18 protein-coding genes are annotated in these 20,455 nt (G+C 69.9%); 12 read left to right on the forward strand and 6 right to left on the reverse strand.

The annotated features are described in order from the left end of the window. The first annotated feature begins 39 nt into the window (after positions 1-39). On the forward strand, positions 40-960 hold the full coding sequence (locus SM191_RS07435; protein WP_341505623.1) for a LysR family transcriptional regulator: 921 nt from the start codon (positions 40-42) through the stop codon (positions 958-960). Here the strand turns inward: SM191_RS07435 and SM191_RS07440 are convergent. From SM191_RS07440 to SM191_RS07465, 6 genes are read right to left on the reverse strand one after another with little or no spacing between them, the layout of a single operon-like run. Then, the gene (locus SM191_RS07440; RefSeq protein WP_341505665.1) at positions 957-2,063 is read right to left on the reverse strand and encodes a nucleoside hydrolase; all 1,107 of its coding nucleotides are present in this window, start codon (positions 2,061-2,063) and stop codon (positions 957-959) included. The genes SM191_RS07435 and SM191_RS07440 overlap by 4 nt on opposite strands. Further along, a complete protein-coding gene (guaD, locus tag SM191_RS07445) occupies positions 2,063-3,352 on the reverse strand; it encodes a guanine deaminase (RefSeq protein WP_341505624.1) in 1,290 nt (429 codons plus the stop codon). The genes SM191_RS07440 and guaD overlap by 1 nt, the downstream gene beginning before the upstream one ends. After that, a complete protein-coding gene (xdhC, locus tag SM191_RS07450) occupies positions 3,349-4,284 on the reverse strand; it encodes a xanthine dehydrogenase accessory protein XdhC (RefSeq protein ID WP_341505625.1) in 936 nt (311 codons plus the stop codon). Before xdhC ends, guaD begins: the two co-directional genes overlap by 4 nt. Further along, positions 4,281-6,563: a xanthine dehydrogenase molybdopterin binding subunit gene (xdhB, locus tag SM191_RS07455; protein ID WP_341505626.1), complete on the reverse strand. Its 2,283-nt coding sequence runs from the start codon at positions 6,561-6,563 to the stop codon at positions 4,281-4,283. The genes xdhC and xdhB overlap by 4 nt, the downstream gene beginning before the upstream one ends. Beyond that, on the reverse strand, positions 6,560-7,957 hold the full coding sequence (gene xdhA, locus SM191_RS07460) for a xanthine dehydrogenase small subunit (RefSeq protein WP_341505627.1): 1,398 nt from the start codon (positions 7,955-7,957) through the stop codon (positions 6,560-6,562). Before xdhA ends, xdhB begins: the two co-directional genes overlap by 4 nt. 4 nt (positions 7,958-7,961) lie before the next feature. Next, a complete protein-coding gene (locus SM191_RS07465; protein WP_341505628.1) occupies positions 7,962-9,317 on the reverse strand; it encodes an NCS2 family permease in 1,356 nt (451 codons plus the stop codon). 463 nt (positions 9,318-9,780) lie between these two features. On the opposite strand from SM191_RS07465, the gene SM191_RS07470 reads away from it, so the two are divergent. The 11 genes from SM191_RS07470 to uraH all read left to right on the forward strand — a co-directional run bounded on the left by SM191_RS07470 (position 9,781) and on the right by uraH (position 20,445). Next, positions 9,781-11,271 (forward strand): adenosine deaminase family protein, encoded by a 1,491-nt coding sequence (locus SM191_RS07470; protein ID WP_341505629.1) that lies wholly within the window; start codon positions 9,781-9,783, stop codon positions 11,269-11,271. Between the two features lie 112 nt (positions 11,272-11,383). Beyond that, positions 11,384-11,548: a hypothetical protein gene (locus tag SM191_RS07475; RefSeq protein ID WP_341505630.1), complete on the forward strand. Its 165-nt coding sequence runs from the start codon at positions 11,384-11,386 to the stop codon at positions 11,546-11,548. Next, on the forward strand, positions 11,545-12,882 hold the full coding sequence (locus SM191_RS07480) for an AtzE family amidohydrolase (RefSeq protein WP_341505631.1): 1,338 nt from the start codon (positions 11,545-11,547) through the stop codon (positions 12,880-12,882). Before SM191_RS07475 ends, SM191_RS07480 begins: the two co-directional genes overlap by 4 nt. Continuing rightward, positions 12,882-14,462, forward strand: a complete 1,581-nt coding sequence (locus SM191_RS07485) for a gamma-glutamyltransferase family protein (RefSeq protein ID WP_341505632.1) — start codon at positions 12,882-12,884, stop codon at positions 14,460-14,462. Before SM191_RS07480 ends, SM191_RS07485 begins: the two co-directional genes overlap by 1 nt. After that, positions 14,456-15,706 (forward strand): allantoate amidohydrolase, encoded by a 1,251-nt coding sequence (locus SM191_RS07490; protein ID WP_341505633.1) that lies wholly within the window; start codon positions 14,456-14,458, stop codon positions 15,704-15,706. The genes SM191_RS07485 and SM191_RS07490 overlap by 7 nt, the downstream gene beginning before the upstream one ends. Before the next feature lie 37 nt (positions 15,707-15,743). Then, the gene (locus SM191_RS07495) at positions 15,744-16,925 is read left to right on the forward strand and encodes a pyridoxal-phosphate-dependent aminotransferase family protein (protein WP_341505666.1); all 1,182 of its coding nucleotides are present in this window, start codon (positions 15,744-15,746) and stop codon (positions 16,923-16,925) included. Next, positions 16,922-17,824 carry an allantoinase PuuE gene (gene puuE / locus SM191_RS07500; RefSeq protein ID WP_341505634.1) on the forward strand — a complete coding sequence of 301 codons (903 nt, stop codon included), beginning with the start codon at positions 16,922-16,924 and terminating at the stop codon, positions 17,822-17,824. Before SM191_RS07495 ends, puuE begins: the two co-directional genes overlap by 4 nt. Beyond that, complete coding sequence (gene hpxZ, locus SM191_RS07505) at positions 17,821-18,201, forward strand: oxalurate catabolism protein HpxZ (protein WP_341505635.1); 381 nt, start codon at positions 17,821-17,823, stop codon at positions 18,199-18,201. The genes puuE and hpxZ overlap by 4 nt, the downstream gene beginning before the upstream one ends. Next, positions 18,198-18,683, forward strand: a complete 486-nt coding sequence (uraD, locus tag SM191_RS07510) for a 2-oxo-4-hydroxy-4-carboxy-5-ureidoimidazoline decarboxylase (protein ID WP_341505636.1) — start codon at positions 18,198-18,200, stop codon at positions 18,681-18,683. Before hpxZ ends, uraD begins: the two co-directional genes overlap by 4 nt. Further along, entirely contained in the window at positions 18,680-20,107 is a 1,428-nt protein-coding gene (locus tag SM191_RS07515; protein WP_341505637.1) for an NAD(P)/FAD-dependent oxidoreductase, read from the forward strand. The genes uraD and SM191_RS07515 overlap by 4 nt, the downstream gene beginning before the upstream one ends. Then, entirely contained in the window at positions 20,104-20,445 is a 342-nt protein-coding gene (gene uraH / locus SM191_RS07520; protein ID WP_341505638.1) for a hydroxyisourate hydrolase, read from the forward strand. Before SM191_RS07515 ends, uraH begins: the two co-directional genes overlap by 4 nt. The last annotated feature ends 10 nt before the right edge of the window (positions 20,446-20,455 follow it).

Below are 20,455 nucleotides of genomic sequence, written 5' to 3' on the forward strand. Positions count from 1 at the left end.
AACGCAATGATGACGACGATCCGTTGCAAAAATTAGCGCATGCCAGCCCTGTCGCGCTTCATACGATATTTCATGGCGGTCGGACGGCTCGGGTCGATCCGGCGCGCCGCCGATGAACTGTCCGTCTCGGCCTCGGCCATCGACCGGCAGATATTGAACGCCGAAGCGCGGCTGGGCGTCCAGCTGTTCGAGCGGCTTCCCACCGGCCTGCGGCTGACCGCGGCTGGCGAGGTGATGATGGCGGCGGGCGGGCGCTGGCAGAAGCAACTCGGCGACACGCTGTCGCAGATCGAGGATTTGCGCGGGCTGAAGCGCGGCCATGTCGACATCGCGGTGATCGACGCGCTGGCCAAGGGGCATATGCCGGCCGCCATCCATGCGATCCAGCAGAGCCATCCCGGTATCACCATGGGCGTGCATGTGCTGGGCAACGAACAGGTGCGACGCGCGATCGCCGCCAATGACGTCGACTTCGGCATCTTGTTCGACCCGCAATCCTATCAGGACCTGACGGTGCGCGCCTTTGTGGATGTGGTGCTGGGCGTCGTCTCGCCGCCCGGCCATCCGCTGGCGGACAAGGCGGGCGTTCGCTTCTCCGATTGCGACGGCCAGTCGGTGATCCTGCCCGCCGCGCCGCTGGCGGTGCACCAGCAGGTCGCGGTGCTGGAGGGCACGTCCGGCGTCACGCTCCATCGGCGTGTGACCTCGGACAATATCCAGATGATCGCCTCGCTGATCCAGGAGGGGGACAGTATCGGCATCCTCACCTCGCTGGACGTATCGACCGAGGTGCGCAGGGGCACGCTGGCCTTCACCCGGATCACCGACAAGGTTCTTCGCCCGATGACATTGGCGCTGTGCACGGCGACGGCTCGGACGCCCTCATACGCCGCCGCGATGGTGCTGCGCGAGATCGAGGCGCGGTTCAGCCAGTTCGCCTATATCCCGCCCGGGGCCTAACGCCGGGCTGGCCGCGCCAGCAGGCGGAGCATCAGCGTCTCCAGCCGGGCCGGATCGATGGTGCGGACCACCTCGGCCCGCTGCTCGCCCAAGCCGGGCTGATAGCCTTCGTTCCACGACAGCGTGTCGCCATAGCCGGGCCCGAACTGCGTATTATAATCCACATAGGCGCTCTGCCGTCCGGTGACGATGGTGGGGTCCAGCCAGACCGCGGCGGCGATCTCGTCCCACATCGGAAAGCCGGGCTCCATCCCGCTGATCCACGCGGCGATAGCGGGGGGCGATACGGCGCGGAGCTTGGTGATCAGCGCCGGGGTCAATTCGGTCGCGGTCGACGGGTCGGAGGGGACGACGGTGATCCGCCGCCAAGCGCTGCGCGATACGATGCTGGCCGCCTCGGGATCGAAGCGCGCGTTGAACTCGCGGCGGGGCGAGTTGATGAACTCGCGCGCGAACTGGTCCGCCGACACGCCTTGGCGCACCTGGCGCGGATTGAAGCTGCCGCCCATATAGACCAGCTCCCTGGCCAGCCCGGCAAAAGCGGGGTCGAGCCGCTGCGCCAGCGCCAGGTTGGTCAGCGGCCCCATCGCGATGATCGTCACCTGCCCCGGATGTTCGTGCACCATGCGGAGCAGGAAATTGGCGGCGATTTCGGGCGCGGGGCGGCGGGTCGGGTTGCCGCCGGGCAGGTCGACGGGATCGTCGGCACGGTGATAGGGCGGGGTGCTCTGTTGCGTGGGCTCTACCCATTGCTTCATCCACGCGCCCTTCCAGGTCAGCTTGCCGTACAGCGCCTCCCAGCGTTCGGTCATCACCTCCGAATTGACCAGCGGATAGGTCGCGCCGGGCACCACGGGTACGGTCCGGTCCATCCGCTCCACGCCCTTCAGCGCCATGGCGGTCGCGCGATTGACCCAGGTGTTGCCCGTCACGGTGGTGATGCCCAGCACCTCGACATCGGGGGCGTCGAGCAGCATCACATGGCCCAGACCGAAGCCCTCATCGTCGACGATCACCATCCGGCGACCCTCCGGTCCTTGCGCCAGCACGGGCGCGGTCGCCCCCAGCAACAGGCTCCACAGCAGAATCTTCAACACCCGCATCATCCCATCCCCCGATCCCAGGCGCATTCGCCCAGCACATAGGTGCGCCGCACGGTGCGGTCGTCGCCCAGCACCTGCATGGCGAACAGCCGCGCCGCCAGGTCGGCCCCGGCGGTCCGCCGCGCGAGCAGCGTCGTGGCCGCCTCGTCCAGCACGACGAAATCGGCCTCCTGCCCCGGCTGGAGCCCGCCCACCCGGTCGGCGATGCCGAGCAAGCCTGCGCTGCCCGCCGTCGCCAGATACAGCGCGCGGAACGGATCGAGCCGCACCTCGCGGGCGAGCGCCGCCTGATAGGCGACACCGGCGGTGTGCAACATCGAAAAGGACGTGCCCGCGCCGATGTCGCTGCCCAGCCCCAGCCGCATCCCATGCGCGTCCGCCTGGCCGAAATCGAAGAAACCCGATCCCAGGAAGAGATTGGAGGTCGGGCAGACCGCGATCCCCGCCCCCGCCTCGGCGATGCGGGCGCAACTGCGATCGGTCAGGTGGATGCCGTGCGCGAAGACCGAGCGGGGCCCGACCAGCCCGAACCGGTCATAGACGTCCAGATAGTCGTGCGCGTCCGGGAAACGCTGCGCGACGGCGGCGCATTCGTGCCGGTTCTCGGCCAGATGGGTGTGGAGCAGCACGTCCGGATTGGCCTCCAGCACGGCGGCGGCCTGCACGAGTTGTTCGTCCGAGGAGGTGAGCGCGAAACGCGGCGTCACCGCATAGCCCAGCCGTCCGCGTCCCCGCCACTGCCGGATCAGCGCCTCGCTGTCCGCTCGCGCGCGCTCGGCCGTGTCGCGCAGGCCCTCGGGGCCCAGGTCCATCAGCACCTTGCCCGACAGGATGCGCATCCGTCGCTCCAGCGCCGCGTCGAACAGCGCATCGACCGATCCCGGATGCACGGTCGGAAAGACCAGCGCGCTGGTCGTGCCGTGGCGGAGCAGCTCGGTCAGGAAGGCATCGGCGACGCTCGCGGCATGGCCGGGATCGGCAAAGGCCATCTCGGCAGGAAAGATATGCCGCTCCAGCCAGTCGAGCAGCTGTTCGCCGTGCGACGCGATCCGGTCCATCTGCGGATAATGGACATGCGCATCGACGAAGCCGGGCACGACCAGGCCGGGGAGGTTTTCGACCGGCAGCCCGGCGAAGCGCGGGGCAAGCGTCGCATAATCGCCGCGCGCGACGACCAGCCCGTTCTCGACCGCGAGCAGCCCGTCGGGCTCATGGCCGATTGCATCGGGGTCCTTGATCGGGTCGGTAGCGACCGACAGCAGCTCGGCACGGAAGAGGCGTAGGGTCATGGCAACTCCGGTGTGGCGTCGCGGCCCAGCGCCAAAAGCTGGGCGAGGACCGACAGCGCGATCACATCGGGTTCCTTGCCCGCGATGGTCGGCAGGCCGATGGGGCAGGTCAGCCGGGCGATGCGCTCGTCCGGCACCCCCTCGCGGGTCAGCCGGGCGAGGAAGCGGGCGCGCTTGGTCGCCGATCCGATCAGCCCGACAAAGGCGAGCGGCGGCCGCGTCAGCGCGGCGCGGGTGAGCGCATAGTCGAGCCCATGGTCATGGGTCAGGATCAGGATCGCGGCCTCGTCCGGGGCTTCGGCGATGCAGTCGGGCAGGCGGTCCTCCGCGACGATGGTCACGCCCGGCAGATCGGCCATCGCCGCCCGGCTGTCGAACCAGGCGAGCCGCAGGGGAAGGCCGTCGATCCGGCGGGCGATGGCCTGTCCGACATGCCCGGCCCCGAACAGATAGAGCGGCCGCTGCCACTGGCCGGGTCGCTCCGCCCAGCAGGCGCCCGCGCCGGGTCGCTCGCCGCGCGCCGACAGGGGCTGGATCACCGCCATGGGGTCCGCGCGGCGGACGACATGCGTCGGGTGCAATTCGGTCGTGAGTGTCGCGCCGGTCTCCACTGCGTCGATCCAGTCGAGCGCGGTGGGGTCGACCCGCTCGATCAGCAGTCGCACCCGCCCGCCACAGCATTGGCCCAGCAGCGGCCCGAGCGGATAATCCTGCACCCGCCAGCTACCCGGCGGATGGGTCAGGATCGCGCGTGCCTGTTCGATGGCCCGATGCTCCAGCGCGCCGCCGCCGATGGTGTCGAAGGAGGCGGTGTCGCTCACCACCATCCGCGTGCCTGCCCCGCGTGGGGCGGAGCCTTCGGTGGCCAGCACCGTGACCAGCGCCAGCGGTGAGTCGCCCGCGCGTAGCCGCGCCGCCCAGGCCATGGTCATGCCCGGTGCGCGGCGATCGCGCGCAGGATCGCCTCGGGCGTGGCGGGGGCGTCGAGCGGCGGGAAGGCGCGGCGTTCGGGCGCGGTGGCGGCCACCGCCTCGCCCAGCGCCGACAGGACGCATTGGGCCAGCATGAAGGGCGGCTCGCCGACCGCCTTGGACCGGTGGATGGTCGGCTCGACATTCTCACCGTCCCACAGCGCGATGGACAGGCGGCCGGGGCGGTCGGCGGCGGTGGGGATCTTGTAGGTGGCGGGCGAATGGGTCAGCAACCGGCCATCGTCGGCGAAGACCAGCTCTTCGGTGGTCAGCCAGCCCTGGCCTTGCAGGAACCCGCCCTCGATCTGACCCAGGTCGATCGCTGGATTGAGCGACCGTCCGACATCGTGGAGGATATCGACCGCCAGGACGCGATGCTCGCCGGTCAGCGTGTCGATCACCACCTCGGCACAGGCCGCGCCGTACGCGAAATAGTAGAAGGGCCGCCCGCGATGCGCCGCGCGGTCATAGGCGATATCGGGCGTCGCATAGAAGCCGGTCGAGGACAGCGACACGCGCGCCAGATGCGCGTTGCGGCACAAGGTGGCGAAGGGGATCGTCTCCGCCCCCGCCACGATTCCTTCGGGCGTGAAGCGCACGTCCTCCGCCGTACAGCCGCCGATCGACGCCGCCACATCGGCCAGCCGGTCGCGGATGATGGAGGCGGCCCGGAACGCCGCCATGCCGTTCAGGTCCGCGCCCGAGGACGCGGCGGTGGCGGAGGTGTTGGGCACTTTGTCGGTGCGGGTCGCGGTGATCCGCACTTGGGTGGCGGGCACGGCGAAGACGTCCGCCACCACCTGCGCGACCTTGATATACAGGCCCTGGCCCATCTCGGTGCCGCCGTGATTCACCTGGATGCTGCCATCGGCATAGAGATGCACCAGCGCGCCCGCCTGGTTCAGATGGGTGGTGGTGAAGCTGATCCCGAACTTCACCGGCGCCAGCGCGATGCCCTTTTTCAACACGCTGTGGCGCGCGTTGAAGTCGCGCACGGCGGCGCGGCGCGCGCCATAGTCGCTGTCATGGCGCAGCCGCTCGATCAGCGCGGGCGCGATATTGTCGGCGACGGTCATGCCATAGGGCGTCACGTCGCGCCCCGGCCCATAAAGATTGACGGTCCGCACATCGAGCGGATCGCGCCCCAGCGCGGCGGCGACCACGTCCATCACCCGCTCGATCGCCAGCATCCCCTGCGGCCCGCCAAAGCCGCGAAAGGCGGTGGCGGAGACGGTGTGTGTCTTCAGCCGTTCGGACACGATCTCGATGGCGGGCAGCCAATAGCTGTTGTCCGCATGGAACATGGCGCGGTCGTTGATCGCGGGCGACAGGTCGACCGTCGCGCCGCACCGCGACGCCAGCGTCAGGGACAGGCCCAGCACATGGCCGTCATCGTCGAAGCCGACATCGTAACCGACCTCGAAGTCGTGGCGCTTGCCGGTCAGCATCATGTCGTCGTCACGGTCGCAGCGGAACTTGGCGGGCCGCCCGGTCTTGGCGGCGACCAGCGCGGCGGCGGCGGCGAAGGGGGCGGCCTGGGTCTCCTTGCCGCCGAATGCGCCGCCCATGCGGCGGACCTCGACCGTGACATCGGCGGAGGTCACGCCCAGCAGGTCGGCGACCAGATGCTGCACTTCGCTGGGATGCTGGGTGGAACTGGCGATATGGACCTGCCCGTCCTCGCCCGGTCGCGCGAGCGCGACCTGTCCTTCGAGGTAGAAATGATCCTGCCCGCCCATGGCAAAGCCGCCCGATCGGCGGTGCGGCGCGGCGGCCAGCGCGGCGGCGGCGTCGCCGCGCGCCATGCGCTGCGTCGGTTCGATCCGCGATTCGGCGGCGCGCGCCTCCGTGATCGAGAGTAGCGCGGGGCGGGGGGCATAGGTGATCCGGCCCAGCCGTGCCGCCCGCCGCGCCGCGTCCCGGCTGGTCGCCGCCACCAGAAAGACCGGCTGGCCGCGATACAGCACTTCGCCATCGGCCAGCAGCCGGTCGTCATGCGCGACCGGGCTGACATCGTTATGTCCCGGAATATCCTGTGCCGTAAAGACCGCCACGACCCCGGGCGCGGCGCGCACTGCGTCCAGGTCGATGGCGACGATGGCGGCATGGGTCTCGGTCGCCTGTCCGAAGGCGAGGTGGAGCAGGTTGGGTGCCTCGACCTCATCATCGATATAGCGCGCCGCGCCGGTGACATGCAGCAGCGCGCTGTCATGCGGCAGCGAGGGCTTGGCGGCGGTCATCCGCAGAGCGCCTGCACGGACACGGGCTCGCCTCGTTCGCGGTGCCACAGCCGCCAGAGCAGGTTGCCCGCCGCTTCGCGCCGATAGGCCGCGCTGCCCCGCACATCGGTCAGCGGGTCGAAATCCTCGTTCAGCGCGGCGACGGCGCGGGCGATGGTGTCTTCGGACAGGGGCGCGCCGGTCAGCGCCGCCTCGCAACCGCCCGCGCGGCGCGGGGTCGCCGCCATGCCGCCGAACGCGACCCGTGCCTTTGCGATGATGCCGTCCTGCATCGTCAGGTGGAAGGCACCGCACACCGCGGAGATGTCGCTGTCGAACCGGCGCGACAGTTTCGAGATGTGGATGACGGCGTCGGGGGCGGGGCGGGGGATGTGGATCCGCTCGACGAACTCGCCCGGTGCGCGGTCCTGTTTGCCATAGGCGAGGAAATAATCCTCCAGCGCCAGCGTCCGGCGCTGCTCTCCCCTGCGGAGGACCAGCGAGGCACCCAGCGCGATCAGCGCCGGGGGGCCGTCACCGATGGGCGAGCCATTGGCGATGTTCCCGCCGATGGTCCCGGCGTTGCGGACCTGCAAGCCGCCGATCCGCCGCACCAGCTCGCCCAGATCGGGGTGCAGCCGCGCCAGCGCCTGATGCGCCTCGGCATAACGGACCGCCGCGCCCAGCGTGACCCCGGCGGTATCCTCCAGGATCGTGCGCAGTTCGGGGATGTCGCCGATGAAGACCGGCGTGCCGATGTCGCGCAGCCCCTTGGTCACCCACAGCCCGACATCGGTGGCTCCTGCGATCAACCGCGCATCGGGGCGTTCGAGCAGCAGCGCGGCGAGATCGTCCACCGAGCGCGGCGCGAACCAGGCCGTCGCCTCGTCGGTGCGAAGGTCGCGCAACGCGGCGGCCAGCGCCCGGTCGTCGCGTGGGGCAGGCGGGGTTTCCTCGGCGGCAGCCAGGATCGGGCCATAGCCGGTGCACCGGCACAGATTGCCCGCGATCACATCGGCGACCGGCAGGTCATGCCCCACCGCTCCGATCGCCCGGCCGTGCAGTGACATGACGAAGCCCGGCGTACAGAAACCGCATTGCGAGCTGCCGTTGCGCGCCATGCAGGACTGGAGCGGGGTCGGCGCGCCGCCCCGCGACAGGCTCTCGACGGTCATCACCGCCTTGCCATGGACCATCGGCAGGAACAGGATACAGGCATTGACCGCCCGCCAGGCGACGGTCTCGCCCTCCGCCTCGCCGAGCAGCACGGTGCAGGCGCCGCAATCCCCCTCGGCGCAACCCTCCTTGGTGCCGGTGCGGCGCAGCCGATAGCGCAGATGGTCGAGCAGGGTCGCGGTCGGATCGGCATCCGCGATCGTCACGACCTCGTCGTCGAGGAGGAAGCGGATGGTCATCGCCTCACGCACCCCCCATCCATACGAAGCGCGCGACGAACAGCGCGGCGAGCAGGAAGAGGAACCAGTCGCCCCGCGTCGCCTGTCCGCGCATCGCCTTCAGCAGCGCATGGGCGGTGATGCCGAAGGCCAGCCCGTTGGCGATGGAGAAGGTCAGCGGGATCATCGCGACCGTCAGGAACGCCGGGATAGCCGCCTGCGGATCGTCCCAGTGAATCTCGACCAGCGGCAACAGCATGAGCCCGCCGACCACGATCAGCGCGGGCGCGGTGGCGGCCAGCGGCACCAGTTGCGCATAGGGGGCGACGAACATGGTGAGCAGGAACAGCCCACCCGTCACCACGGCGGTCAGCCCGGTGCGCCCGCCCGCCTGTACGCCCGCCGCGCTCTCGACATAGCTGGTGACGGTGCTGGTCCCCACCACCGCGCCGACCATCGTCGCCACCGCATCGGTCAACAGGATGCGGTTCAGCTTGGGGATGCGTCCGCTTGCGTCGATCAGCCCGGCGCGCTTGGTGACGGCGACCAGCGTGCCGATATTGTCGAACAGGTCCACGAACAGGAACACGAACAATATCTCGAACAGCCCAAGGCCATGCCGCCCGCCGACCCCGAACACGCCCGCCAGGTCGACCCGGAACGCGGTCTGGGTCAACATGGTCAGGCTATAGGGTTCGGGCTTCACCGTGACCTGCCCGGCGATCCAGGCGATCAGGGTGGTGACGACGATCCCGATCAGCATCGCACCGCGCACGTTCCAGATACTCAAGACCCCGATCAGCACGAGGCCCAGCAGCGCCAGCGCCGCCCCCGGCTGGGTCAGCGGGCCCAGTGCCACCAGGGTCGCCGGGCTGGCGACGACGATGCCCGCATTCTTCAACCCGATGAAACCGATGAACAGACCGATGCCGCCCGCCACCGCCGCGAACAGATGCGGTGGGATGACCGACACGATCAACTGCCGCACACCCGTCAGCGTCAGGATCAGGAAACAGAAGCCCGAGATCAGCACGCATCCCAGCGCGATCGGCCAGGGGATGCCCATCTGCTGCACCACGGTGAAGCTGAAATAGGCGTTCAGCCCCATACCCGGCGCCAGCGCGAGCGGCACATTGGCGACGAGCCCCATCAGGATCGAGGCGAAGGCGGCGGCGAAGCAGGTGGCGGCGGCGACCGCCGCGACCGGCATCCCGGCCTGTCCCAGGATTACCGGGTTGACCAGCACGATATAGGCCATGGTCAGGAAGGTGGTGACGCCCGCCAATATCTCGGTCCGGGCGGAAGTGCCGCGCGCGGTCAGCTGGAAACGGCGTTCCAGCATATTGGACCCCGCCCGTTCGTCGCTCGCCCTGTCCGTCATGCCATCCCCCGGAAAACCCCGTCCCTCCTGTCATGCCAGCCTGGGGCCGAGCGATCTACATCAATCAATTCCATCCGGCGTTGCAAAAATGTGTGCACCCCTCGTCGTTCCTCACACCTATTCTTCCCTCGCCCTTCGTAGAGGGTTACGCAGACTAAGCCTCTCCCCTGTCCAGGATACCTCTTCGAAACTCTCCCGGAGCGACCCCGGCGAAGGCCGGGGTGGTACATAGTCTTGGGCGATGCCCCGACTTTCGCAGAGGCATCCTGTCCACGGGAGAGGGAGAATTAAGCGATTATGAGCCGGCCCCCGCGCGTTTTCCGGCAACGCGACGTGCCGGATATTGCGATGGGCGCGGCGGAACGCCGCCCCTAGACAGGCGGGCATCATCAAGGGGGAATAGCGGATGAACGCCGGTGGGAATGGCGGCTGGAGGCGTATGCGCTCCGCTGCGGCAAGCGTGATGACCCTGGCCATGGCGCTTTCGGGCGGAGCGGCGGTATCGCGTACCCCGGAGACGGCCGAGGCCCGAACGGCGGCCTATCTCGACCGGATCGCGGACAGCCCGCCGCGCCTGCGCCTGTTCCTGCAAGCGATGCCCAAGGGCGGCGACCTGCACAATCATGCGGGCGGCGCGATCTATGCCGAGGACATGCTGCGCTGGGCGGCGGCGGACGGGCTGTGCCTGTCGACCGATCCGGTGGGCGTCGCGCCGCCCCCCTGCGATGCGTCGGGCCGGGTCGCGGCGGCGGGGCTGGAGCGGGATTATCCGCGCTATGCGGCGCTCATCGACGGCTTCTCCACGCGCGGGCAGGAGGCGGGGACCGGCGATCCGCGCGTGGCGGGCTATGATCGCTTCTTTTCGACCTTCGCCGCCTTCTGGCCCATCGCCGCGCGGCACGGTGGCCAAGTGATCGCGCTCGCCCGGCAACAGGCGGCGGCCGATGGCGTGTCCTATGCCGAACTCAGCACCGGCTCGGTGGCGACGCAGCCGTTGCTGGCCAAGGTCGGCGAGGGCGATGTGCAGGACCTCGCCGCATTGTACACGCGGATCGCCCCCGAACTGCCGGGTGCGGTGCAGGCGACACGGGCGGAATATGACCAATATGATGCGGAAATGGCCGCGATCGATGATTGCGCCACCGCCAGCCCGAAGCCGTCTTGCGCGACCGAAATCCGCTATCAATATGCCGCCATCCGCACCCGGTCGCCGGTGCAGGTGTTCGCCGAACTCGCGCTCGGCTTCGCGCTGGTGCAGGCCGATCCGCGCTTCGTCGCGGTCAACATCGTCGCGCCCGAACATGATCCGGTCGCGATCCGCGACTATGCCCTGCACATGCGGATGCTGCGTTTCCTGAAGCAGCGTTATCCGGCGGTGCCGCTGTCGCTCCATGCGGGCGAGCTGACGCTGGGGCTGGTGCCGCCGCGCGACCTGGCGTTCCACATCCGCGACGCCGTGGAGGTCGCGGGCGCCAAGCGGATCGGGCACGGCGTCGACATCGCCTATGAAACCGATGCCCGCGCGCTGCTGGCGCGCATGGCGCGCGACCGGGTGGCGGTGGAGATCAACCTGACCAGCAATGCGGTGATCCTGGGCGTGAAGGGCCGCGACCATCCGCTGTCGCTCTATCGTCAGGCGGGGGTGCCGGTCGTGCTGTCGACCGATGACGAAGGCGTCTCGCGCAGCGACATGACGAACGAATATCTGCGCGGCGTGACCGAACAGCGGCTGCGCTACAGCGACCTGAAGCAGATGGTGCGCGATTCGCTCCATTATGCGTTCCTGCCGGGCGCGAGCCTGTGGCAGGACCGGGCGGGGGGCCTGCGCGTCGCCGCCTGCCGGAGCCTTGCCTCGGAAACCTGCCGCGCCTTCACCGCCACCCATGCCAAGGCGCGCCTGGAGGCCCGGCTGGAACGCGACTTCGACCGGTTCGAGCGCCAGTCCTTCGACTGATGCGGTGCGGCGAGTGCGCGAAAAATGCGTACGCTCGGGGCGGAATATTGCGCTTCTGGAGACCGGTTCGGCGACGCTAACACCGTGAGGCATCATTCACGGAGACGACCGCATGACCCAGGCGACCGAGGAGGAACGGCGGCTCGCCATGCTGTTGGCCGAGCGTCTCGGGCTGGTCCTGCCGGCGGCGGCGGTGGAAGGGGTGGTCGCCAATCAGCGGCTGCTGGCGCGTCATCATGCGGTCGTCAGAGAAGCGGCCCAGGGGGAGGCGCGATGATGGACACGGCTCTCGCCATCGCCGCCGATGTCCGCGCGGGGCGGCGTTCCGCGCAGAGAATTGCGGTAGAGACGCTCGACCGCATCGCCGCGCAAGGAGTGCTGAACGCCGCCACCCGGCTGTTGCGCGACCATGCGCTGGCCGATGCCGAGCGGGTCGATGCGGTGGTCGCCGCCCGGGGTGATCCGGGGCCGCTGGCGGGGGTGCCCTTTGCGGTCAAGGATCTGTTCGACATCGCCGGAGAGACGACCACCGCCGGGGCGCGGCAACGCGCCGATGCCCCGGCGGCGACAGGCGATGCCGAGGTCGTCGCGCGGCTGCGCGCGGCCGGAGCGGTGCTGGTCGCGACGACCAATATGGACGAGTTCGCCTATGGCTTCTCGACCGAGAACGCGCATTACGGCACCACCCGCAACCCGCACGATCCCGAGCGGCTGGCGGGCGGATCGTCGGGCGGATCGGCGGCGCTGGTGGGGGCGGGGCTGGTGCCGCTGGCGCTGGGATCGGACACCAACGGGTCGATCCGCGTACCCGCCAGCCTGTGCGGCATCTATGGCCTGCGCCCGACCTTCGGGGCCTTGTCGGTCGAGGGCGTCTATCCCTTTGTCGAGCGGCTGGACACGGTGGGCTGCTTTGCCCGCTCGCCCGAGGATCTCGCGGTCGCGCATCAGGTGATGGGCGGGGTGTTGTCGCCTGTGGCGGGGCCGCTGCGCGTCGCCGCGCTCGGCGGATGGTTTGCGGGGCTGGCCGATCCGGTGGTGCTCGCCGGGATCGCGCGGATCGCCGAGCATCTGGAGGCTGCGCCGCCGGTCGTGCTGCCCTCCGCCGCCGCCGCGCGCTCGGCGGGGTTCGTGCTGACCGGCGCGGAGGGCGGGCATCGCCATCTGGCGGCGCTGCGCCGTGACGCGATGGCGTTCGATCCGGCGACACGCGACCGGCTGATCGCGGGCGCGCTTCAGCCGGTGGCGGCGGTGCGTGAGGCGGAGGCGGTGGCCGAACGCTTTACGGCCGAACTGAACGCGGCGCTGGCGACGCACGACCTGTTGCTGGCCCCCGCGACGCCGATGTCAGCCCCCCGGATCGACGCGACGACCATCGTGATCGAGGGCCAGACCCTGTCGGCGCGCGCCGATCTGGGGCTGCATACCCAGCCGCTCAGCCTGGCCGGTGTGCCGATCCTGTCGGTGCCGCTGTGCCAGCCCGAGGGCGCGATGCCGATCGGGGTGCAGTTGATCGCCGCTCCGGGGCGCGAGGCATTGCTGTTTCGAACGGCCTCCGCGCTGGTCGCGGCGGGGCTTGTCGCCTGTACCCCCGTCCGGAGGGCGGCGGCGTGATGCGCGCAACCCCCCGTTCACTGCGCGGTATGGTCAGCGCGCCGCATCATCTGGCGGCGCAGGCCGGACGCGACGTGCTGGCCGAGGGCGGCTCGGCCGTGGAGGCGGCGGTGGCGACGGCGGCCTGCCTGGCGGTCGTCTATCCGCATATGACCGGGATCGGCGGCGACGGCTTCTGGCTGGTCGTCGAGCCGGACGGAGGGACCTGGGCCATGGACGGCTGCGGCGCGGCGGCGCTGGCGGCGGATCGCGAACTATATCGCGACCATCAGACGATCCCGTGGCGCGGCCCCCTGGCGGCGAACACGGTCGCGGGCACCGTCGCGGGATGGCAGGCGGCCTTGACGCAGAGCGGCGCGACCCTCTCGCTCGACCGACTGTTGCGTGACGCGATCCACCATGCGCGGACCGGGGTGGCCGTCACCGCCGGAGGGGCACAGGTCGCCGCCGCCGCCTCTGCGGCGCTGCGCGATCTGCCCGGCGACTATGCGCGGGTGTTCGAGCCCGAGGGACGCCCGCTGGCCGAGGGTGACATACTCCGCCAGCCCGCTCTCGCGACGACGCTGGAGCGGCTGGCGGGCGAAGGGCTGGACGGCTTTTATCGCGGCGCGCTGGCGGGGGACATCGCCGCCGACCTGATGATGCTGGGCAGTCCGCTTGCGGCGGCCGACCTGGCCGCCTTCGCCGCGCGGCCGGTCGCGCCGCTCGCCCTGGACATTGCGGGCGCACGGCTGTTCAACCTGCCGCCGCCGACGCAAGGGGTGGCCGCGTTGCTGATCCTGGCGCTGTTCGACCGGCTGGGCGCGGGCGAAGCCGATGGGTTCGACCATGTCCACCGGCTGGTCGAGGCGACGAAGCAGGCATTTCGCTGGCGAGACGCGCATGTCGGCGATCCGGCGACGATGACCGGCGATGCGCAGGCCTTGCTGAACGACCGGACCGCGCTCGACCGGATGGCGGGCGCGATCAGCCCGGACCGCGCCGCGCCCTGGCCGCATCCCCCGGCGCTGGGCGACACCACCTGGTTCGGCGCGGCCGATGCCCGCGGACAGGTCGTCAGCTGTATCCAGAGCACCTATTTCGAGTTCGGATCCGGTATCGTCCTGCCGCGCACCGGCATCACCTGGCAGAATCGGGGATGCTCCTTCGCGCTGGATGGTGACGGCCCCAACCGGCTGCGCCCCGGCGCGCGGCCCTTCCACACGCTGAACCCGGCGCTGGCCCGGTTCGAGGACGGCCGGGTCATGGCCTATGGCACGATGGGGGGCGAGGGGCAGCCCCAGACCCAGGCGGCGATCTTCACCCGCCATGCTGTCTTCGGCCAGCCCTTGCAGGCGGCGGTGGATGCCCCGCGCTGGCTGTTGGGGCGGACTTGGGGCGAACAGAGCACGACGCTGAAGATCGAAGAGGGGTTCGACCCGGCCCTGTACGAGCAATTGCGGGCGGCGGGTCATGCGGTCGAGACCGTGCCCGGCTGGTCGTCGATGATGGGCCATGCGGGGGCGATCCTGCGCCATCCGGGCGGCCTGATCGAAGGGGCGACCGATCCGCGTAGCGACGGGATGGTGGCGACATGGTGATCGCCTCCGGGGCCCGCGCGGCGGCGCGCTGTCTGGAACTGTCGCGCGCGCCCTATAGCGATGCGCCCGACCGGCTGTTTCGCGGCTGGCTGACGCCTGCCTATCGCGCGACCATCGAGCGGGTCGGCGGCTGGATGGAAGAGGCGGGCATGACGGTGCGCCGCGACGCCGCGATCAACCTGATCGGCCGCTATGAGGGGCAGCGCCCCGACGCCCCCGCGCTGGTGATCGGCAGCCATCTGGACAGCGTCCGCGACGGCGGGGCCTATGACGGGCCACTGGGCGTGATGCTGGGCATCGAATGCGTCGCCGCGCTTCACGCCGAGGGCCGCCGCCTGCCCTTCGCCATCGAGGTGATCGGCTTTGGCGACGAGGAGGGATCGCGCTTCCCCGCCGCGATGCTGGGCAGCCGTGCGGTCGCGGGGACGCTGCCGCCCGGTGCGGTCGATATGGCCGATGCGCAAGGGATCGGCGTGGATGCCGCGCTGCGCGAGTTCGGCAGCCGGGCGGAGGCGCTCGCCACGGCGGCGCGCGCGCCGGGCATGATGCTCGCCTATCTGGAAGCGCATATCGAACAGGGCCCGGTGCTGGAGGCCGAGGGGCTGGCGCTGGGCAATGTCACCGGCATCGCGGCGCAACTCCGTCTGGAAGTGACGGTGACGGGCGTGGCGGGCCATGCCGGGACGGTGACGATGTCGCTACGTCGCGATGCGCTCGCCGCCGCCGCGCGCATGGTCGCGGCGATCGAGGACATCGCGCTCGCCGACCATTCCGAACTGGTGGCGACGGTCGGGCGGATGGCGGTCGCGCCGGGCGCTGCGAATGTGATCGCGGGTGAGGTGCGCTTCACCATCGACATCCGCGCCGGCACCACCGAACGACGCGATCGGGCCGCCGCCGCCATCGGCGAGGCGATGCAGGCCATCACCCGCGAACGCGACGTCGCGCTGGCCGTCGCGACGATTCACGACCTGGCCCCGACGCCCTGCGATCCCCGGCTGATGGACCTGCTCGACACCGCGATCCTGGCGACCGGCCAGCCCGCCCGGCGGCTGATGTCGGGGGCGGGGCATGACGCGATGGCGATGGCGACGCTCGGCCCCGTCGCGATGCTGTTCCTGCGCTGTGCCGGAGGGGTCAGCCATCATCCGGCCGAGCATGTCGACCCGGCCGACGCCGATGCCGCCCTCGCCGCGATGCGCGGCTTTATCGAGCTTTTGGGAGAAGACCATCGTGACGCCTGACCTTTTCGGCGAGATCGACCCGCCGCAGCGCCTGTTGATGGGGCCGGGCCCGGTCAATGCCCATCCGCGCGTGCTGCGCGCGATGAGCGCCGATCTGCTCGGCCAGTTCGACCCGGAAATGACCGGGTACATGAACCAGGTGATGGCGCTGTATCGCCCGGTGTTCGGCACCGACAATCACTGGACCTTCCTGATCGACGGCACCGCGCGTGCCGCCATCGAGGCGTCCTTGGTGTCGCTGCTCGCGCCCGGCGACCGGCTGCTGGTCGTCGATTTCGGCCGCTTCGGGTTGCTGTTGCAGGAAATCGGCGAGCGGATCGGCGCGCGGGTCGAGCGATTGTCGGTGCCTTGGGGCGAGACGGTGCCGCTCGACGCCATCGCCGAGGCCATTGCGCGTACCGAGCCGATGGTCGTCGCCTGCGTCCATGGCGATACCTCGACCACCATGGCGCAGCCGCTGGACGGGGTGGGGGCGCTGGTCCGGGCGGCGGGGGCGTATCTCTATGTCGATGCGACCGCGACCATCGGGGGCATGGCAATCGCCACCGACCGCTGGGGCGCGGACATCGTGACCGGCGGCCTGCAGAAATGCCTGGGCGGTCCGTCGGGATCGGCGCCGATCACCGTCTCGCCCCGCGCCGCCGAACATATCCTCAGCCGTCGCCATGTCGAAAAGGGCATTCGCCGTGACGACCTGGCCGATGCGGGGGGCGTACGGATCGGCTCCAACTATTTCGATCTCGCCATGGTCATGGACTATTGGTCGGAGAAGCGGCTGAACCACCATACCGAGGCGACGACCATGCTCTACGGCGCGCGCGAATGCGCCCGGATCGCGCTGGGCGAGGGGCTGGAGGCGCGGTTCGCGCGCCATGCGGCGGCGGGTCGGGCGGTGGTGGCGGGCGCGCGGGCGCTGGGGCTGGAGGTGTTCGGCGACGACCGTTTCCGCATGACCAACGTTACTGGCATCCTGATCCCGCAAGGCGTGGACGGCGAACGGGTGCGCGCCCGGATGCGTCAGGATTTCGAGATCGAGATCGGCACCGCCTTCGGCCCGCTCCAGGGCCGGATGTGGCGCATCGGCGCGATGGGATATAACGCCATGAAGCATAAGGTGCTGCTGACCCTCGCCGCGCTGGAGGCGGTGCTCCGGGCCGAGGGGCTGGCGCTGCCCGCCGGGGCCGGGGTCGATGCCGCGCTGGAAAGCTATGCCGCATGAGCGCCGCGCGTGACCTGGTGGGCTATGGCCCGACGCCGCCCGATCCCCGCTGGCCGGGCGGGGCGCGCGTCGCGGTCCAGTTCGTCGTCAATGTCGAGGAGGGCGCGGAGAATTGCGTCCTGAACGGCGATGCCGGGTCGGAGGCGTTCCTGTCGGAGATGGTCGGCGCGGCCAGCCATCCGGCGCGCGCCATGGCGATGGAAAGCCTGTACGAATATGGCGCGCGCGCCGGTTTCTGGCGGCTGCATCGCCTGTTCGCCGAGAGGCAGGTGCCGGTCACGGCCTTTGCGGTCGCCACCGCCATGGCCGCCAATCCGGCGACGGTCGATGCGATGCTGTCCGCCGATTGGGAGATTGCCAGCCACGGCCTGCGCTGGATCGACTATCAATATGTCCCGCCCGAGGTGGAGCGCGCGCATATCGCCGAGGCGATCGCGCTGCACACCCGGCTGACCGGCACGCGGCCGCTCGGCTGGTATCAGGGGCGGACCTCGCCCGCGACCGCCGCGCTGGTCGCCGCCGAAGGTGGGTTCGTCTATGATGCGGACAGCTATGCCGACGACCTGCCCTATTGGGATCGTCGCCATGCCGGGGCCAATGGCGGGCGGGCGCAGTTGATCGTGCCCTATACGCTCGACGCCAATGACATGAAGTTCGTCGCCTATAACGGCTTTGCCGATGGCGAGCCCTTTTTCCGCTATCTACGCGATACCTTCGAGCAGTTGCGCGCCGAGGGCGGGCGGATGATGTCGGTGGGCCTGCACGGACGCATCGCGGGTCGTCCCGGCCGCGCGGCGGCGCTCGCCCGCTTCGTCGACCATGTGGTCACCAGCGGCGACGCCTGGATCGCGCGCCGCATCGACATCGCCCGACACTGGCAACAGGTACACCCCGCATGACGATCGACGACCCGCAAGTCGTGGCCGAGGTGACGGCCGCCTTCCTGGCCTATGAAGCCGCGCTGATGGCCGATGACGTGCCCGCCATGGACCGGCTGTTCCACGATCACCCCAGCACCATCCGCTATGGCGTGGGCGAGGTGCTGTACGGCGCGGAGGCCATTCGCGCCTTTCGCAGGGGGCGCGGCGGATCGCCGCAGCGTCGGCTGGGCCAGGTCGCGATCCATAGTTTCGGCCACGATCATGCCACCGCCCATGCCGAGTTCTTCCGCGAAGGCGACACAAGGCGCGGGCGACAGAGCCAGACATGGGTCCGCTTCGCCGATGGGTGGAAGGTGGTGGCCGCGCATGTCTCCATCGAGGGGAGCGGATCATGAGCGATTTCAACAGCCTGTCGGACGCGGCCTTCGTCGCCCGCTATGGCAGCGTGGTCGAGCATTCGCCCTGGGTGGTGGAACGCGCGGCCGTACGGCGACCCTTCGCCGATGTGGGGGAAGCCATCATGGCGGTGCTGGACGCGGCCACGCCTGAAGAACGCCTGTCGGTGATCCGCGCCCATCCCGAACTCGCCGGACGTGCCGCCATCGCGGGCACGCTGACCGCCGAATCGCAGAGCGAACAGGCGTCCGCCGGACTGGACCGCATGACCCCCGAGGAATTCGAACACTTCCATGCGCTCAACGCCGCCTATCGCGAGCGGTTCGGCTTTCCCTTCGTCATCTGCGTCCGGCGGACCGACCGGGCGGGCATCCTCCGCGCCATGGCCGAGCGGCTGGAGCATGATCGAGAGACGGAGATCGCCACCGCCCTGACCGAGATCGGCCATATCGTCCGCCTGCGACTGGAGACCCTGTCATGACCCATCCCATCGGCCTGGCCGCTTTGGCGCAGCAGGTCGCGACCGATCTCGAACGCCTGGCGCATGGCGGCCCGACCTGGACCCGGCCGCAAAGCGATGCGGAGGGCCATGTCCATGACGTCATCATCGTCGGCGGTGGGCAGAGCGGGCTGGGCGCGGCCTTCGGCCTGATGCGCGAGCGGGTGTCCGACATCCTGGTGCTGGACGAGAATCCGGCGGGCTATGAGGGGCCGTGGGACACCTATGCGCGGATGATGACGCTGCGCACACCCAAGCATCTGACCGCCATCGACTTAGGCATCCCCTCGCTGACCTTCCGCGCCTTTTGGGAGGCGCAGCATGGGGCGCAAGGGTGGGAGGCGCTGGACAAGATCCCCCGGCGCGACTGGATGGCCTATCTGCGCTGGTATCGCGCGGTGCTGAACCTGCCGGTGCGCAACGAGGCGCGGGTGACGCTGATCGAGCCGCTCGGGGGGCGGTTCCGGGTCCATCTGGCGGACGATGCGCCGCTGCTCGCGCGCAAGGTGGTGCTGGCGACCGGCATCCAGGGCGGGGGCCATTGGCATGTCCCCCCGATGGTGCGCGACCGCCTGGCCCCGACGCTTTATGCCCATACCTCCGCCGCGATCGACTATGCCGCACTGGCGGGGAAGCGGATCGCGCTGCTGGGGGCGGGCGCCTCGGCGTTCGACAATGCCCATGCCGCGCTGTCCGCCGGGGTGGCGGAGGCGCATGTCTTTGTCCGCCGCCCCGCCTTGCCGCGCGTCAACCCGATCCGGCATATGGAGCGCAGCGGCATCGTAGGCCGCTTCGCCGCGTTGGACGATGACGCCAAATATCGGATGATGGTCTCCTTTTTCGACCGCAGCCAGCCGCCGACCAACGACACCTTCGACCGTGCCTCGGCGCTGCCTGGCTTCCATCTGCATCTCGGCACACCCTGGCTCGACGTAGCCGACGCCGGCGAGGGGGTGGCGGTGACGACCCCGCGCGGGACCGAGACGTTCGACTTCCTCGTCCTGTCGACCGGCCTGGTCACCGACCCGGCCCTGCGGCCCGAACTGGCGCTGGTCGCGGACGGCATTGCGCGCTGGTCCGACCGCTATCGACCGGCGGATCCGGCGAGCGCCCATCCGCTGATCGACGCGCACCCCTATCTGGGCCCGAATTTCCAGTTCCTGCCGCGCGAGCCTACCCATGCGGCGGCGCTGCATGGGCTGTTCGCGTTCAACTATTCGGGGCTTGTCAGCCTGGGCCTGTCCGCCTCGGCACTGTCGGGGCTTCGTCACGCGCTGCCCCGGCTGGTGGCGGGGGTCGCCGACCAGTTGTTCGTCGATGATCGCGACGCGATGATGGTGGCCTATCTGGACTATGACGAGCCCGAATTCCTCGGCTCCTGGCCGCGCATGGCGGCGTCGGCATGAGCGCGACCCTGTCCACCCATGTCCTCGACACGGTGCGCGGCGGCCCGGCGGCGGGGATCGTGGTCACCCTGCTCGACGGGGAGGGCGCGCGACTGTTCGAGGGGTGGACCAATGCGGATGGGCGCTGCCCGGAACTGGCGACGCTGCGTCTGTCGCCGGGGCGTTATGTGTTGCGCTTCGCGGTGGCGGATTATTTCCGTGGCATCGGAGTCGCGCTGGCCGATCCGCCCTTTCTGGACCGGGTGACGATCGACTTCGGGATCGCCGGGGCGGGGGGGCATTATCATGTGCCGCTGCTCGTCTCGCCCTATAGCTATTCCACCTATCGGGGCAGTTGACCCGCATGTT

Source organism: Sphingomonas sp. 2378 (genome assembly GCF_038084995.1).
Classification (GTDB): domain Bacteria; phylum Pseudomonadota; class Alphaproteobacteria; order Sphingomonadales; family Sphingomonadaceae; genus Sphingomonas.